The following is a 16,332-nucleotide window of genomic DNA, read 5'->3' as shown; positions in this document are numbered from 1 at the left end:
ACATTTTCTCTTGCATAGCTGTAAATTTTAAAATTAGCTTACAAAGTAAATTGCTTATCGAATCTTAAACAAGATGTACTTCGTTGAAGGGTTACAATTAACGCATGGTAACAATGTACAAAAACAATAGCCGGGTCAGCAGTAAATTCAAGGGTTGTAGCCCGCTTTGGCTCAGTGCAAACTTGAAAGTTTATCGCTTTCTACTACCCTACTTGCCATATACTAAACGTTGTGCCTCACCCAAAAAAGAGACCCGAAAACAAAGAAACAACCTGGAATAATGGAAAATTTTAAGCGCAAAAATCATTGGGAAAATATCTATCAAACAACGGAACTGAAAGACGTTAGTTGGTTCGAACCGACACCGGAAACTTCATTGGACTTTTTTAAGCAATTCAACGTACCGAAAACTGCAAAAGTGATTGACATTGGCGGGGGCGACAGTTTCTTAGTTGACCATCTGCTAGATTTGGGTTTTCAAGACATTTCAGTTCTCGACATTTCAGCGTCAGCCATTGAAAGAGCAAAACAACGACTTGGACCAAAAGCGAATAAAATAAAATGGATTGTTGCGGATGTAGTGACTTTCAAACCGACAACGAAATTTGACTTTTGGCACGACCGAGCAGCATTTCACTTTTTGACAGATGAGCAAGAAATTTCAAACTCCATAGAAACAGCTGAACAGTACATAAATCCGACAGGAGTTTTAGTAATTGGGACATTTTCTGAAAAAGGACCGAAAAAATGTAGCGGAATAGAAATCAAGCAATACTCGGAAACGTCAATGACAGACCGACTGAAAAATCTTTTTGAGAAAATTAAATGCTTAACGGTTGACCACAAGACACCGTTCGACACTATTCAGAACTTTGTTTTTTGCAGTTTCAGAAAATTACGAACGACTTGACAGCAATAAAAAAGGGACGAAGGCACAACAATAAATATAGGTTATTTGGCGGATAGTGCTAATTTGAAAGTTATTACATTAAATTAATCAAGTACTAAATTGAAAGGTAAGTACCTTGAAAGCCCGCACTACACTTACACCAATCGTTGCGGCGCATTCCCCCTATAGCAGAAAAAGCTATTGATTTCGGAAGCCAACGGTAAAATGGGAAAATGCAGAGAATTAGTGATTTATGAAATTAAGATAGATGATGAAACAATGGCAATAAGTGATTTAACAGTTATTCCAGAGAATCCAAATATTATTTACCCTAAAAAGAGAACTAATCACAGAACGAATAAATGACACGATAATAATTGGGCACAATCAAATTTATTTTGATTGAAAAACAATAAACACCAGTTGCCAATCGAGTAAACGGCTTACGGTCTTTTGACTGCCAGTGCGCCTCTCACTATTTATCCTGATGCTTTGCCCGGGAGCAGCGTACGTAAGGGTAGCTACGCTAGTCCTCTGCTGTAAATACTCCACCGGAGTATTCACTTTGAGCATATACGGGGATTCTCTACCCCATGGGGAATTGATAATCGACGAAGTCAATAATGAATTTGAAGTGGCCAGATTTAGAACCATTACGACTGTCGTGGACTTGCAATAAATACCAACACGGGTGTTTTGGCTCTTTTTGAACCGGAGATGTACAGGAAACAGTATAAACGAGAATCGCTACAAGCGAAATACAATCCTCCGTATTTTCCATCCCCAATGGATTGCTGTTCATTTCTCAAAACCAGCTCTTTTTTCCACTTGAAAATTTATGGTGTCATATCTCTTTTCTTACTTAAAAAGTTATCTTTATTGCCTTAACATAAGTCCATATGCACTTATCGAACCACCCTTGTAGTAATAAACGCTATTAAACAGGGTGCATCGGCGAAATAATGGCATATGGGGTGAGATTATTGAAGAGTTGTAGGGTATTAGGCGAATGAGACATTTCAACATCAATATAAAATGAAGAATTTAATCTTAATTTTCGTGTCACTTATTTCATTGAATGCGATAGCACAAACTGAAATGGTTTTATTCAATGAGTTCACACAAAAGTTTGCATCCAACATTGAATTATCTGAGAAATATATAATTAAGAATTACATCAACCCTAAATTTTTATGCTCAGACTTCAATGGGGATGGGGAAAAAGATATAGCCGTTTTAGTTATAAGTAAATCAAATAATAAGCGTGGATTTGTGGTTATGCATGGACAAACAAAGGCAACTTATGTAGTGGGCGCTGGTGTTGTTTATGATTCAGCGGATGACTGGGATGATATGAACTGGGTAGATAAATGGGAAATTAATACTATCCGTGTGAATGAACCAGGAATCCAAGAAGGAGATAATCTAAGACTGGAATACGATTCAATTAGAATAACTAAAGACGAAATTGGCGGGGGATTAATATACTGGAATGGAGAAAAGTATGACTATTTTCATCAAACTTGCTAATGATACATTCCAGAAAAGAAATAACACCCTACAACACGCTGCAATAAAGCATATGGAGTCCGTGATATTTGGAGAGTCAGATGGGCAATTGAATACCGCCAAATCTTTGATTTGGCTTATAAAATGAAAGGTAAAAACAAATAAAAGCTTTGGCTTGGAGACGTTAGGAAAGGTTCGCTCGTTGAATCTCCATACGCTTCATGCAGCCAACGTTGGGTGTAATTTGAACAAACGAGACAGATTTGGGGTTTTTACCAAAATTTGGTAAATTTGAGAAAAACTAAACAATGAAGAATACATCAATATCACTCGGAAATTATTTTGACCAATTCGTTAGCAGTCAAGTATCTGCCGGACGGTATAAAAATGTTAGTGAAGTTATCAGAGCTGGGCTTCGACTATTGGAAAATGAGGAAAGTAAAGTAATCGCATTAAGAAATGCCATTCAAGAAGGATTAAACAGTCCAAGGGTTGAAAACTTTGACTTTGATGAAAATCTGAAAAAACTCAAATCTGAAAAAAGAAAGAATGGCTAAAGTTATATGGAGACAAGAGGCCATTGACGACTTGAATGATATTTGGGAATATACTTTCGAAAAATGGTCGGAAAACCAAGCTGATAAATATTATTCGACAATTAAATTTGCTTGTAAAGCAATCGGAGAGAATCCTGACCTTGGAAAAGTATATGCAGGCATAAGCAGAAGTTTACTTGGACTTAAATCTGGAAAACACATTATATTTTATCATCTGATTTCTGAAAATGAAATTGAGGTTATTAGAATATTACATGAAAGAATGGATTTGAAAAATAGATTGACTGAATAAAAAAACTACACCCAATAAATAGGACGAAGAGCGGTCTGTAAGGCCCAGCGATTAGTCCGGGTTGAACTACATCCCGGTCAAATTTGTGGGCTATGCACTTATCGAGGTGTTTGCGTGTTCATAAGCAAGTTATTTGATGCTGGTTTAAGTGTAGAAGTTGCCTGTCCTGCTTATTTGTTTATTGTTATCTGTTGTAAAACAGTGTTTTCATGCCAAAAACCTACGGTTTGGGGAGTACACTTCTAATCTTCGGGCTAATGAAGTTATTTTGGGTTTTGTATTGTATTGTAATAGCGTCAAAAGCAACGAGGGCAGATGCTGGCCCGGCGATCTGATCCTCGGTATATTCTTTATCACCTGCATGATTCCCTCATTGCAAATCCGGCATTTGTATTCATCAAACCCCGTAAGCCTTTTTTAGAGCTGTTGGGCTGTTTCCTTCTCTTTGGTGTTTTGTAGCACGAGGATATCCGGTTTTGAAATATATTTTCAACCATTTATAAATGGAGATATGCCTGACATTGTTCTTTTAAAAAGAAATGGTGTGCTGTGATTATTGAAGTAAAAGATTGGTCACTCGATAATTATTACATAGATGAAAATACTGATTGGTGTTTAAAAAAGAATGATCGTAAGCTAAAGTCGCCTTTATCGCAAGTGAAAAGTTACAAAGACAACTTGTTCAATATGCATATTGACAATCTTTATCTTCAATTACTTCTAATAAATGTGGGTGTAAAAGCTACTACTTTTTATTTTTATCCCCATCCCCATCTACCATTTTTACAGCATAATCGTTAAATGCACTATTTAGTTTACCATCTAAATAGGATAAAATTTGGCCATCTGCCCATTCAACTGAACTAAACGTATCCATTCCGTTATGCTTGGCTATAAAAGCCTCAACACGTTTTATTTGGCTTGGATTAAAACTGCCTATTTTGCTCGAAAATTTCTCAAGCGTAGTTTTAAGTATGGGAGAATCTGCCATCGCTTCCGAAATTTTGCCGGGTGCCATAATCATCATCAGTTTCATAAAACGCTCAAACTCCGACAGGTTTTTACCACTAACCGGGTCGATACCTGTGCCGGCAGCAACAACATCTAAAGTGGTTGAAACTATCGGAAAACATTGTCCTACAGTAGTTATAACTTCCATACTCTGTTTGGCCGTTTCGAAATTTGATTCTGCCATGATGTTTTCAGCAATGGCATCCTGTGCGTTGGCTTCGCGATTGTGGTATGCAGCACCAGTGTAATGTCTAAGCCGTTGGTATCCTTCTTCGGGGTTGGTGTTGAGAACAGACTCTACATACACACGGTATAGCTTTTTGTAATAATAACGTTTTTGTTCGCCATGTATATTTTCCGACTCCCTTATGGAAGCCAGTCCATGTTTGAATACAGGTTTCATTTTACCTGCCACATCATGACCCATTACCTGTGATATGTCTTCGGCCATTTTTACCCTGCGCGAAAACATGCTGTTAACGGCTGTGTTGTAATCACTCTCTTGGGTATTTTGTTCGTAGCTGCTCCAGTAATCAGCTACCCAGGCCAAAATATCTTTCCGTTGCTGTTCCAATTCAGGACTAAGTTTTTTGGTATTGGTAACTATTTCTCCCATGTTTGCCTCGGTAGCTCCTTTGGGATAAGTTATTTTACCTTGTCCTTCGCGTTTTCCATCAGCGGTTGCTCCGGTATATACAGCACCATTCTGGTAAGTGATGGTTTCGGTTTGAGAAAACGCTATGGTTGATATAAATATAATAAGTATGCTTAAATGCTTCATTGTTCTACTGTTATTGTGATCTGTAAATTTCTCCGTTCTCATCCTTGCCCAACCAAACCAAATTGTCACGTACTCTTACAACCGTACGATCGGTGAAGGTTCTCATTTTATTGTCCATACATTCTAAAGATGTATTAGCTTTTAAATAAAAATGTATAATTATTCCATAGTTTGAATAGTGAACTGCTTCAACGCCAATTGTTTTACCTTGAAACGAGATGGTAATTGGCTCAACGTAATTCATTGCTTGGTTTAGTAATCCACTCTCATGAAACTCTATATGAGTCTTTGCCGGCACACGAGCAACCTGACTACCAATTTTAAATGTTACATCTGTCAGGCTTGTAGCAAATTTAATATTACCGTTTGCATGATACGCAAGTACCTTCATACCATCTACATCCCGATTGCCTTTGTTTTTTGAAACGGATGAAGTATAATAACTATTTGATGTGCTACTGTTTGATGTTGCATCCGGGCTATTAACAGTGCTTCCCGGATCTATAGTTGATGTTCTTGAATTATTATTATTACTATTTAAGTTTGTTGTTTGATTTACATACCTCTGCACAAACGGGTCGGTTATTGGGTATGCACTATTGCCTGATGATTGAATTTGCTTATTGGATTGTCCCCTGACTTGTCGCTGCGCTGCCAAAGTTTGTTGTGCTGCTTGCTGCGATTTGGCTCTGTTAGCTGCAGTATTTGCCGCCAGTTGCTTATTGTAGTTTTGCGATTGGCTGTAAGCTTGCTGCAAACCATCGGCCAATGCCTGTGCACCTGCTGCCAATGCTTTGGTATTTTTCTCTATGGTTTCCCAGTCTCTTATTAATTGACCATTTTTATATTTCCCGCCTCCGGTATAATCGCCGTCGGCATTATACTCCCAACCAGAACCATCTTTGGCATTCTTTTTAAAACCACCACTGTAATAGCTGCCATCGGCATAATAGTACTTGGCTTTGTCATCATCCATCATGCCATTTTTAAATTCGCCTTCGTATTGCTCGCCATGGGCAAGCCATAAAACACCATTGCCATGATACAAATCGTTATTGAATTCTCCTTCGTAAGCAGTGCCGTCTGCGTACAGCATCAAACCTTCACCATGGCGTTTACCTTTTTTCATCTCCCCTTTATATACATCGCCATTGATATATTCTAAAATTCCGAGGCCATCAAATTCGTCATTCCCCATCTCGCCGGCATACTTTTCACCCGATTCGCGCTCCAACAAGCCAATTCCAATCATTTTGTCCCTCTTCCAGGCGCCATCATACTCATCGCCATTGGCAAATTCCATTTTACCCAGACCATCCTTTTTATCATTTTTCCAACTACCATTGTAAACATCCTGATTTACATATCGGCAAAAGCCCTTACCATCTCTTTTATCATTAACCCAATTGCCGTTATAAAAATCTTTATTAGGATAATTCTGCGCGCCTGCACCATTTCTTTTTCCAGCAACAAAAGCGCCGTTGTAATACGTTTTATCACACAATGTGAGATGCCCTTGTCCATGGAATTTATCATCCACCCAGTAACCATCGTAGGTTGTTTTGTTGGCATATACCATCACGCCATAACCATTTCTAACACCATCAATTAGCTGGCCGCTATATTCATCGCCCGACTTATATTTATATACACCCCTGCCAGTAATTTTATCCAACTCAAATATGCCTGTATAGCTGCCACCTGCCGCAAAAGTTAAAGTCCCATGCCCCATTCGATATCCACCACTAAAATTCCCTTCATACGTATCTTTGTTCTTATAAATCATTTTACCGTGGCCTTCCATGCGGTCGTTAACCCAACTGCCATCATACATAGCCCCATTGCTCCAGGTTTGCACACCATGCCCATGACGCTTATTAGCTTCCCATGCACCTTGATAAGTCGATTTATCTATGTAAACACCGGTACCTTCACCGTGGCGCTGATCATTCTGCCAGGCACCTTCATAATCAACAAGTTGCTGACCAAAAACAAGTGTTGTAAACAATAACAGGATAGAGATAATATAAAACTTCATGAATCTAATTTTTAATTGCTATACTTCCAGATAAAGTCACCTTTTTTGTTGATGTACCCCATTTTTACATTTGACTTTTTATCAAGAAAATCTTTTGCTGAACCACCAAGGTAAACTGCCGCCACACCATCTTTAAAATCAGTAGCTTCATCAAACTGTACTCTTATTTTTAGTACGCCCTTTTTATTGGCATAGCCCCACTTGGCACCCTGTTTTACAGCTATCAGACCATTGGAATAATTACTGGCAGCATCAAATTGTGCAGGAATTTCCACTTCACCTTTCTTATTTAAAAAACCATATTTATTTTTAAAAGGGTCGTAATACTTTACAATCCCATTTGAAAAAGGATACAATGGCAACTGAAAATGCGATGGCCTGTTATTGTCCTTAAAAACCTGTGCTTTGAACACCTCTTTTTTCTCTATATCAATGTATTTCACCTTTGTAGAGCCATTCCAGGTGCCAATTAGTCCATCAAAGATATTAGTTAAGTAGGTATAGCGGTTAACAAGAAATATTTTACCTGCTTTATCAATTAAACCATACTGGTGGTTATTGGACAATTTATATATAGCATACCCACTTATAAAATCAGACAGATACGTGAACTGTGGCATAATTTTTATCTTACCTGTTTTATCAATGGCACCATATAAGCCACTGTCTTTGTCTTTGTAAACAGCATAACCATCCGAAAAAGGTTTTACCTCAGCAAAATTATTGGTAATCGTCAGTTGTCCATCGGGAGTTAAAAAACCAGCTCCATTTTCGTTTACATAACCTAATAAACCTTCAGAAAAGCTTGTATGCACCATAAAAGTGGCAGGTATGGTTAATACTGTTTTTCCGCTATGGTCGATAAATTGTTTATCATTGTCTTGCACTGTCATTGCTTTACCTTCATCAAATGGAAAAGCAATATCATAAATAGCAGAAACAACTACATTGCCCGAAGAATTGATATAACCCCATTTACCATCTTTACAGACCGGATACAGTATGTTATTATTATTTATATTTATTTGGGCAGTTATATAGCCCGACACTACAAACAACATGGACCAAATAAATAACCTGAAGTGGATTTTCATAAAAAAGTGTATTCTTAAATTAGTATCGATTTTTCCTTTAAATTATAAATATAACTACGCCATTTATATCTTGTGGTTTCAATTACTTATAAAGAATTAAAGATACTTTGACGAATTAGCTGTTTTTTTACATACATAGCAAAATACATATCACAACTAAAAAGCAGGTTTGGAGCTGAATATAAATATAATGCCGCACACTATTAATTTCTGATAAGCCAGATAAAAATCGCAGTTGCTTTCGTGCTGCGAGGTCTCGGCAAGCACATCGGTTATCTTTTCAAGGGCACATAGCTGGCTTTACAGCATACCAGCAAAGGGTAAATAACGGCTGCTCCTAACAACGTTTTGACATTATACCACTAAACAAAAAACTAACTTTATTGTCTTAGAATATACATAAAACTGCATGTACAACATTGCCCCATGCGGCATTTCTCAAATAAGCAGCCTATGAATATTCGAAATACTTTTAAAATTCCGGCATTCTTATTTGTCCTTTTTACCTTATTTTCGTTTATCGCGCCCCTACACGCCTCCCCTATCAATACCGCAGACAGCCTGCTGAACGTGATTGACAACACTTTGGAGGATACGATAAAAGTGATCAACTACATTGAACTGGCCGACCTGTTTACCTACAACGAGTCGGAAAAAGCCATAAGGTACGCGCAAAAAGCCATTGACGTATCCAAAAAATCGGGTTATCATCCGGGTTTGGCGAAAGGTTTCGAAAGGTTGGGAAACGCCTGGTTTCAGTTAGGCAACAACAACAGGGCCGCTCAAGCCTACCGCAACGCCCGGGAGGCCAACAAAAAAGTGGGCAATTACCAGATTGATGCATCGGTGTATTACAACCTGGGCAATATTCAACATGAGCTGGCCAACTTCGATAGCGCCATCTATTATGCCGGTGAGGCCGGAAAGGTGTTTTTGGAGAACAATGACTCGGTTGGCTACGCCGTTAGTCTTTATATGAAAACCAACGGGTATTACAGCAAAGGCTTTTACACACAAGCCACCGAAAACGGACTGAAAGCACTCGCCATTTTTCGCGACAAAAAGGTGAAAAGCTGGGAGATTTATACCCTTAATGCACTGGTTGATATTTACAATGTCAGGGAAAAGTACGACGAAAGCCTCAGCTTGTTAAATACCTGTCTGGATTACCATCGCGAAACAAACAATCAAAAATTTATCGCCATCACCTACCGATTTATGGGTGATGTTTACCTGAACATGGAAAATTACGATCGTGCCGCCACTGCACTCGACTCCTCGTATCAAATTACCGATGAATATGGTTTTGCACAAGAAAAATGCAAGACCATGTACTCGTTGGGAATGTTGTATTATAACAGGCAGCAATACGGCAAGGCACTGGAAATGTATGAGGAGGGGCTGCAGCTCGGCTTAGATCTGGACGACGAACTATTTAAATGCTCTAACTATCTGGGCATTGGTCAGTCCTATTATCAGCTAAAAAACTATCCGCTTGCGCTACAGAATCTGGAGCTCGCTGTTGGCCATGCAAAAAATATTGCCGACCATCATAAACTCAGCGATGCTTACCTGTATTTGTCCAATAGCTATAAAGCTACTAACCATGCCCAACAGGCTCTTGAAAACTATGTGCTGCACAAACAATACAGCGACAGTATCTGGGCACGCGAAAACAAACAGCAATTTGCCGAAATGGCCTCGAAGTACGAATCGGATAAAAAGGAGCAACAGATTAACAGGCTGCAACTGGAAAAACAAACAACGAAGTACAGGAACCAAAGGATGCTGGTTTGGGGAATTTTAACCTTGGTTATCGTGCTGCTGGTTCTGGTTATTTTATGGGTAGCACACCGTAATAACAAGCAATTGCTGGCCCGCGAAAAAGAGCTGGACAAAATCAAGTCCGACTTCTTTGCCAATATCTCCCATGAGTTCCGTACACCTTTGACCCTTATCCTGGGCCCTGTGCACGATATGCTTAAAGCGGATCGGGCTGCCCCGTTCGCACCCCAGCTAAGAATGATACAAAAACAGGCCCAACGCTTGCTTACGCTTATTAACCAGCTACTCGACCTCTCGAAGCTGGATGCGGGAAAATACCAACTCGACATTGCATCGGGTGATTTTATTGCGACCCTAAAAAGCAGTGTTTTTTCTTTTTTATCGCTGGCCGAAATGAAAAATATAGATTTAACGGTAGATGTAGATCAAACTGAACTATGCATGAACTATGATGAAGAAATTGTGCAGACCATCCTGAACAACCTCTTGTCGAACGCGATAAAGTTTGAGCCCAACGATGGCGTCATTCGCGTAGGCTTGGACTCTTCGAATATAGAAAAAGGGAATAGCCTATCATTTTCCGTACTCAACAAAGGCAGCTATATTACACCCGATGTGTGCGCATCTATCTTCGACCGGTTTTACCAGGAAAAGTCCAAACAGGAACTGGTGCAGGGAACCGGCATTGGGTTGGCATTAACGCACGAATTGGTGAATATACATGGTGGTTCCATCCGTGTGGAAAGTTCAAAGGCCGAAGGCACCCGTTTTTTAATTACCTTACCAAGCAACAAACCCATAACCAAAAACAAGCTAGTTAATACAAAGCATACGGATACGAAGCCTGGTGAACACGTCATGATATCAGGGGAAAGTGAACGGGAAGAAGTTTTAAAAAAAGACTGCCCACTTGTTCTCATTATCGAAGACCATATAGAAGTACTCACCTACATTAGTTCGGTGTTTGCCCGGCATTACCGCATAGAAACCGCAACCAACGGACAAATAGGTATTGACAAAGCGTTGGAACTGATTCCGGACATCATTATCAGTGATGTGATGATGCCCTTAAAAGACGGCATGGAAGCTGTACGCGAACTTAAAAACAACAGACTCACCAGCCACATCCCTATTATACTGCTCTCCGCCAAAGCATCCGTAGAAAATAGGCTGGAAGGACGAGAGGCCCATGCGGATGCCTATATCGCCAAACCCTTTAACCCGGATGAATTACTACTGATCGTAAAAAACATGCTCGACAATCGCGAAAGACTACGAATAAAATATTCATCCGAATTAATTATCCATCCGCAAAACATGGTTGTAAAATCGTTGGACGACGCCTATATCGAAAAAGTATGTGGCACTATTGAAGAGAATATTGCCAACGAAAACTTCACCGTGGCAGAGCTGGCTCTTGCCGTGGGTGTCAGTCGCAGCCAGCTTCATCGCAAATTAGAAGCCCTCACTTCAAAATCGGCCAGCCGTTTTATCCGTGAATATCGTTTGAAACGTGGCTACGAGCTCATCAAAAAAAACACGGCTACCATTGCCGAAATTGCCTATTTGGTGGGATTCGGTTCTCCAGGTTACTTTGGCAAGTGCTTTAAGGAGTATTTTGGAATAACACCGGGTGAAGTGGGCTGAAGGAGAGGCCTCCCCCGACCCCTCCAAAGGAGGGGAGAGAAAAAAGCGCATTGGTGCAATGATAAAGATTGAAAAAGGAAGGTCAAGGCGGATAGGAGTAGTTTTTGGGATAGATTTCCACCAACGGCTCTTCCCCTTCCATTTTTAGGGGAAAGAGCCTGTCCCGCAGGAATGCGGGAGGAAGTACTACCACGCTGTGGTAGGGATGGGGATTAATAAGTATTTGCCCTTTGCCCCCTGCCCCACGCCCTTCGCCCCTTACTTTTCCTACTTTAAAATAGCTGTAAACCAACCCTATACCATTCCTTGCAACATTTGTTACATCCTTTGCAACATAGCTACTATGCGATAGCAGACAAAAAGGTCTTAATTGCAGAATAGTAATCATTAAACTATTCGCCATGAAAAAAAATACGCCAACACCCCGTTTTAAGGGAGAGAAATATTCAGTACAGAAGAGCAATTACTTCTACTTAAGTTTTATGTTTTTTATAATATCTATAGCGATGGGCAGTTGTAAAAAGGACAACGGACCGTCCCCGGATATAGGTCAGGAAACGGATGACTATATCCTAAGCCTTCCGCCGGTACAATTTGAAGCCGAAAAGCCGGCTACCATCGACAGCACGGCCACGGAACAAGATTTAGAGTACGACTACACCATCGACTATTACTCGGCCGCGGCAGGTTACGACGAGCAGATTGTACTGAACCCGCAAACCGACGTGATTTATCCCGGTGCCTTAATTAAAGGGGAAACCATCCTGGACGGCAGCTATGTGCCTATATCGGTAAAGCGCAAACCCATCACTATATCCACCTCGTTGCAAGGTGCGGGGAAGGTGTCGGTAAAAGTGGAAGATCCCAAACTATCCACCGTGCGCGAAGCCGTTAACGACTTAATGAGCCAGGAATATGATGTTCCTCCGGCCAATATGGGCTTTACTGTTGAAAATATTTACAGCCGCGAGCAGTTTAAGATGGCGGTACGGGCCAGCTATTCCTCAGGGGCAATGGATGTAAACGGGAGCTTTAATTACAGCAACACTAAAATAAAATCAAGGGTGGTGGCCAAATTTATCCAAAACTACTATACCCTGGATATGGACCTGCCGGCCAAGCCCTCCGACCTGATCGACGAAGAACCCAGTCCCAATATTTTTGGTTCGCTGATGCCCATGTACATCTCTACGGTTACTTTTGGCCGCATGGCCTTGTTCACCGTGGAGTCGGAGCTTTCCGAAACCGAGGTAAACACCTACCTTCAGGCCTCGTACAGCCAAATAGAAGGCGAATCGAGCACCGACTTTGAAAAATTGGTCGCCAAATCAACCATGAAGGTGTATGTGCTGGGCGGCTCGGGAGCCGATGCGGGTACGGCCATCAACGGCTTTAGCGATTTTAAGAAATATATTACCCGGGGCGGTAATTTCTCCAAAACATCGCCGGGTGCGCCCATCTCCTACAAGCTGCGGTATATTCATGACAACACCATTGCGCGCACCGTATTTTCGGCCTCTTATCCCGTACGCACCGCCGTGCCGCGCACCGACAACCTAAGGTATGATATTTCCGTACGCCTGTATCGCATGACCCCTCATTTTGAGGATGGCAACGGCAGCCCCAATGAGCTTTTTGGTACAATTAAAAGTTGGAGGACAAGCAGTAAAAAATACAACCATTGGAGTGTTAGTTCATCGGGTACCTATTTGAAATTAGGTAAAAATAAAACCCACACCTTCTCCAACAACACTACCACACGGCGTCGTTATAACAATTTAGTAAGCTCACACAGCATTACAATCCAGTTGTCGGTAAAAGAACAGGATGCCTGGCCTGATGCCGATGAGGACCTGGGCACAAGCAGCTATACGGTACCCTTGATTGACATCATCGCCAAATCGCCCGCTTCGCTTACCTACACCATTAAAAATTACGGGCAGGGATCGTCATTTATGGATGTGGTGTTTATACTAAAAGTAGAAAAGATAACACGTATTTAAAAACGTATAAGCATTGGAAATAAGATACCAGGTTTCCCGCTGTGGCAAAAGCCTCCGCAATTTAGCGGAGGCTTTTGCCACAGCGAGGCACTGCACAAGGGATTTAGCGGCAAGCTCAGATAATTGCTCAATTTAATGTACAGCGTGTTCTTTTTTTGCTTGGTGTTAACGTTTAGTAATCATATCCAGAGTCAGTTTGCGCTTTTTGTTCATATATAATTCTCATTATCTCTCTCGCAATGTGCGGTCTGTAATGAGAGGCTTCATAGTAGTTTTTGTAGTTATTAGTAAATCTATTTATTCCCGAAAAATCAAATACATTTTCTTCTCCAAATAAAGCTCTTAAATATTTCAAATCATCCTTGTTTATTTTAATTTGGTCGTATAGGGGGCTTATAATAATCTTTATTTTCGAGTTATGCTTTTGTGTTATTGAGTAAATATTTTTGAGAATAATTTTTTGGTTCTCTTTAATGCACTCTTCAGAGAATTTTTGTATTGTTGTGTCCCTGTCGTAGAAAACAGAAAGTCTTTCGGGTGTGTAATATTTGCCCTTTGATATTAAATTCTCAAAATAATCAAATCGAAGTTCATTTGTTTTATTATCATAGTTCTTCTGCCTGTCATCCAATACTTTCTTTATATATGGTTTCATTTTATTAGATATTTTATAATCTAAGTATGCATATGTAAAATTTGGAGTTAAAAAGGCAGTAAAAAAGGCTATGTGAAATTCAATAATATTTGAGTTGTTAACTAAGGCAGGAGAAATTATGTATGAGTGAGCCGATTTTGGCTTAACATTTGTTAAAGTGGCATAATCTAATACAAGCAACATATTTTTGATGTTATTTTCCTTTTTATTGATGAATTCAACTTTTTTATTTAAAGCCCACAAGGATTCACCGGATGCATCAAAATGATAACATATTGCATCTTCTCCAATATGTTTTTTCCATTCTGAAATTTGATAGAAGATTGAACGAGAGTTCCCAAAAATGAACGAATTATAATTTATTTTTTTGCTGTTTTTTATAAATGTTGTTGTGCTTGCATAGTCTTTGTTAGGAGCAACACTTGCTTTTGCATTAGTATCAAAAAATGATTCATAGTCATATAAAACTTTAAATGGGTCAAATGCTATGTACAAAACCGCCATTATAATTAAATAGCTTAACCCGATTAATGAGAAACGAAATAATTTTGATAAAAACTTTTTCATCATCTAAAATTGAAAATAAAGAAATTGTTGTTCTTTGCCACCAAACCAAAAGATTGCAATGATAATTGCATAATACAATGCATATCTAATTGGACGCTCCCATTTAATGCCTAAATGAGCAATTGCATACTGTCCTTCTCTTCCTTTCCATTCAACTATAACAAAAATGGCAACAAGCATTATTGTTGCTAAGGCACTTCTCATACCGGCAAATTTAGGTATTGAAAAAAGAGAAGGAGATAAAATTTCAGCAATGTAGCTTATAGCGTGTCCTATATCATTTGCTCGAAAAAATATCCACGCAAACACAGTTAACCCAAATGTTAGCAACATAAATGAAAATTCTTTTATACTTGGAAGTAATTTTCCTTGAGCAACGGTTCCCAAATTATTTCTGTTGCTATTAGTCAATAATAAAGGCAAGAAATAAATTGCATTCAATGCTCCCCAAACAATAAATGTCCAATTTGCACCGTGCCAAAAACCACTTATTATAAAAATGATAAAAGTGTTTCTGACTTTCATCCAAGTTCCACCGCGACTTCCACCTAATGGGATATATAGGTAATCCCTGAACCAAGTTGAAAGAGATATATGCCAACGTCTCCAAAATTCAGCAATATCTCTTGAAAAATATGGGAAATTAAAATTTCGCATTAAGTCAAATCCAAAAAGTCTAGACGTTCCAATTGCAATATCTGAATAACCTGAAAAGTCTCCATATATCTGGAAAGTAAAAAACAATGCGCCTAAAACAAGAGTGCTTCCATTCATATCAATTGAATAATTGAAAATCTGATTAGCAAATTCAGCACAATTGTCAGCAATTACGATTTTCTTGAATAGCCCCCAAAGAATTTGTCGCATACCGTCAACAGCTTTTGAATAATCAAAAGTTCGGTTTTTATAAAATTGCGGGAGTAAACGTGTGGCTCTTTCAATTGGACCTGCAACTAATTGAGGAAAGAAACTCACAAATGCGGAGAATGCAATAAAATCATTAGTGGGTTCAAGTTTTCGCTTATAGACATCAATAGTGTAACTCAAAGTTTGGAACGTATAAAAGCTTATTCCAACCGGTAGGATGATATTTAGAGAATTGCCTTGAATTTCTTGACCGAAAAATGAAAAGGCGGTTATGAAGTTGTTAAGAAAGAAGTTGTAGTATTTGAAGAAACCTAAAAATCCAAGATTGACCAAAATACTTGTCCATAATAGCATTTTACGGTTAACTTGGTTTTCTTCGGTTCTTAGTTTTCTGCCAACTGTGTAGTCAACTATTGTGCTAAATATAATTAATGATAAAAAACGCCAATCCCACCATCCATAAAAAACATAACTCGCTATTACAATAAGCAAGTTTTGAAGTTTTAGATTTTTATTCAACACAAACCAATAGAGTAAAAAAACTATCGGTAAGAAAATCCCAAAGTCAATTGAGTTAAAAAGCATTTCTCTTATCTATCCTTTAAGGTTAATTTTTAGCACGGTCGTGTCTTTTTAA

General features: G+C 39.2%; 13 protein-coding genes. 6 read left to right on the top strand and 7 right to left on the bottom strand.

What is annotated here, in order from left to right:
• Window positions 1–280 precede the first annotated feature (280 nt).
• On the top strand, window positions 281–910 hold the full coding sequence (locus tag FN809_RS17275) for a class I SAM-dependent methyltransferase (protein WP_142534800.1): 630 nt from the start codon (window positions 281–283) through the stop codon (window positions 908–910).
• 632 nt (window positions 911–1,542) lie between these two features.
• Here FN809_RS17275 and FN809_RS17825 read toward each other — a convergent pair.
• The gene (locus tag FN809_RS17825; RefSeq protein ID WP_185957618.1) at window positions 1,543–1,698 is read right to left on the bottom strand and encodes a hypothetical protein; all 156 of its coding nucleotides are present in this window, start codon (window positions 1,696–1,698) and stop codon (window positions 1,543–1,545) included.
• Between the two features lie 226 nt (window positions 1,699–1,924).
• Here FN809_RS17825 and FN809_RS17270 point away from each other — a divergent pair, with 226 nt between their 5' ends.
• The 3 genes from FN809_RS17270 to FN809_RS17260 all read left to right on the top strand — a co-directional run bounded on the left by FN809_RS17270 (window position 1,925) and on the right by FN809_RS17260 (window position 3,247).
• Window positions 1,925–2,419, top strand: coding sequence for a hypothetical protein (locus tag FN809_RS17270; protein ID WP_142534799.1), 495 nt, complete (start codon window positions 1,925–1,927; stop codon window positions 2,417–2,419).
• A gap of 287 nt (window positions 2,420–2,706) precedes the next feature.
• Window positions 2,707–2,955: a type II toxin-antitoxin system ParD family antitoxin gene (locus FN809_RS17265; RefSeq protein WP_142534798.1), complete on the top strand. Its 249-nt coding sequence runs from the start codon at window positions 2,707–2,709 to the stop codon at window positions 2,953–2,955.
• Window positions 2,948–3,247, top strand: coding sequence for a type II toxin-antitoxin system RelE/ParE family toxin (locus FN809_RS17260; protein ID WP_142534797.1), 300 nt, complete (start codon window positions 2,948–2,950; stop codon window positions 3,245–3,247). Before FN809_RS17265 ends, FN809_RS17260 begins: the two co-directional genes overlap by 8 nt.
• A 745-nt stretch (window positions 3,248–3,992) precedes the next feature.
• Here the strand turns inward: FN809_RS17260 and FN809_RS17255 are convergent.
• The 3 genes from FN809_RS17255 to FN809_RS17245 are packed head-to-tail and all read right to left on the bottom strand — an operon-like array spanning window position 3,993 to window position 8,171.
• On the bottom strand, window positions 3,993–5,039 hold the full coding sequence (locus tag FN809_RS17255; protein ID WP_185957617.1) for a pre-toxin TG domain-containing protein: 1,047 nt from the start codon (window positions 5,037–5,039) through the stop codon (window positions 3,993–3,995).
• A 10-nt stretch (window positions 5,040–5,049) separates the two neighbouring features.
• The gene (locus FN809_RS17250) at window positions 5,050–7,077 is read right to left on the bottom strand and encodes an MORN repeat-containing protein (RefSeq protein ID WP_142534795.1); all 2,028 of its coding nucleotides are present in this window, start codon (window positions 7,075–7,077) and stop codon (window positions 5,050–5,052) included.
• A gap of 11 nt (window positions 7,078–7,088) precedes the next feature.
• Window positions 7,089–8,171, bottom strand: a complete 1,083-nt coding sequence (locus FN809_RS17245) for a WG repeat-containing protein (protein ID WP_142534794.1) — start codon at window positions 8,169–8,171, stop codon at window positions 7,089–7,091.
• A 453-nt stretch (window positions 8,172–8,624) separates the two neighbouring features.
• Here FN809_RS17245 and FN809_RS17240 point away from each other — a divergent pair, with 453 nt between their 5' ends.
• Window positions 8,625–11,603, top strand: a complete 2,979-nt coding sequence (locus tag FN809_RS17240) for a hybrid sensor histidine kinase/response regulator transcription factor (RefSeq protein WP_185957616.1) — start codon at window positions 8,625–8,627, stop codon at window positions 11,601–11,603.
• Window positions 11,604–11,685: 82 nt separating this feature from the next.
• On the opposite strand, the gene FN809_RS17235 is transcribed toward FN809_RS17240, so the two are convergent.
• On the bottom strand, window positions 11,686–12,006 hold the full coding sequence (locus tag FN809_RS17235; RefSeq protein ID WP_142534792.1) for a hypothetical protein: 321 nt from the start codon (window positions 12,004–12,006) through the stop codon (window positions 11,686–11,688).
• On the opposite strand from FN809_RS17235, the gene FN809_RS17230 reads away from it, so the two are divergent.
• A complete protein-coding gene (locus FN809_RS17230) occupies window positions 12,005–13,606 on the top strand; it encodes a thiol-activated cytolysin family protein (RefSeq protein ID WP_142534791.1) in 1,602 nt (533 codons plus the stop codon). The two genes, FN809_RS17235 and FN809_RS17230, sit on opposite strands and share 2 nt — an antisense overlap.
• Before the next feature lie 172 nt (window positions 13,607–13,778).
• Here the strand turns inward: FN809_RS17230 and FN809_RS17225 are convergent, their stop codons facing one another.
• A complete protein-coding gene (locus tag FN809_RS17225) occupies window positions 13,779–14,831 on the bottom strand; it encodes a hypothetical protein (protein WP_142534790.1) in 1,053 nt (350 codons plus the stop codon).
• Complete coding sequence (locus FN809_RS17220) at window positions 14,832–16,280, bottom strand: MBOAT family O-acyltransferase (protein WP_142534789.1); 1,449 nt, start codon at window positions 16,278–16,280, stop codon at window positions 14,832–14,834. It abuts the gene before it with no gap.
• Window positions 16,281–16,332: the final 52 nt, after the last annotated feature.

The sequence above is a fragment of the Saccharicrinis carchari genome (assembly GCF_900182605.1).
GTDB classification, from domain to species: domain Bacteria; phylum Bacteroidota; class Bacteroidia; order Bacteroidales; family Marinilabiliaceae; genus Saccharicrinis; species Saccharicrinis carchari.
Note: the sequence above shows the minus strand (reverse complement) of the source record. Positions and strands in the feature narration are given on the sequence as shown.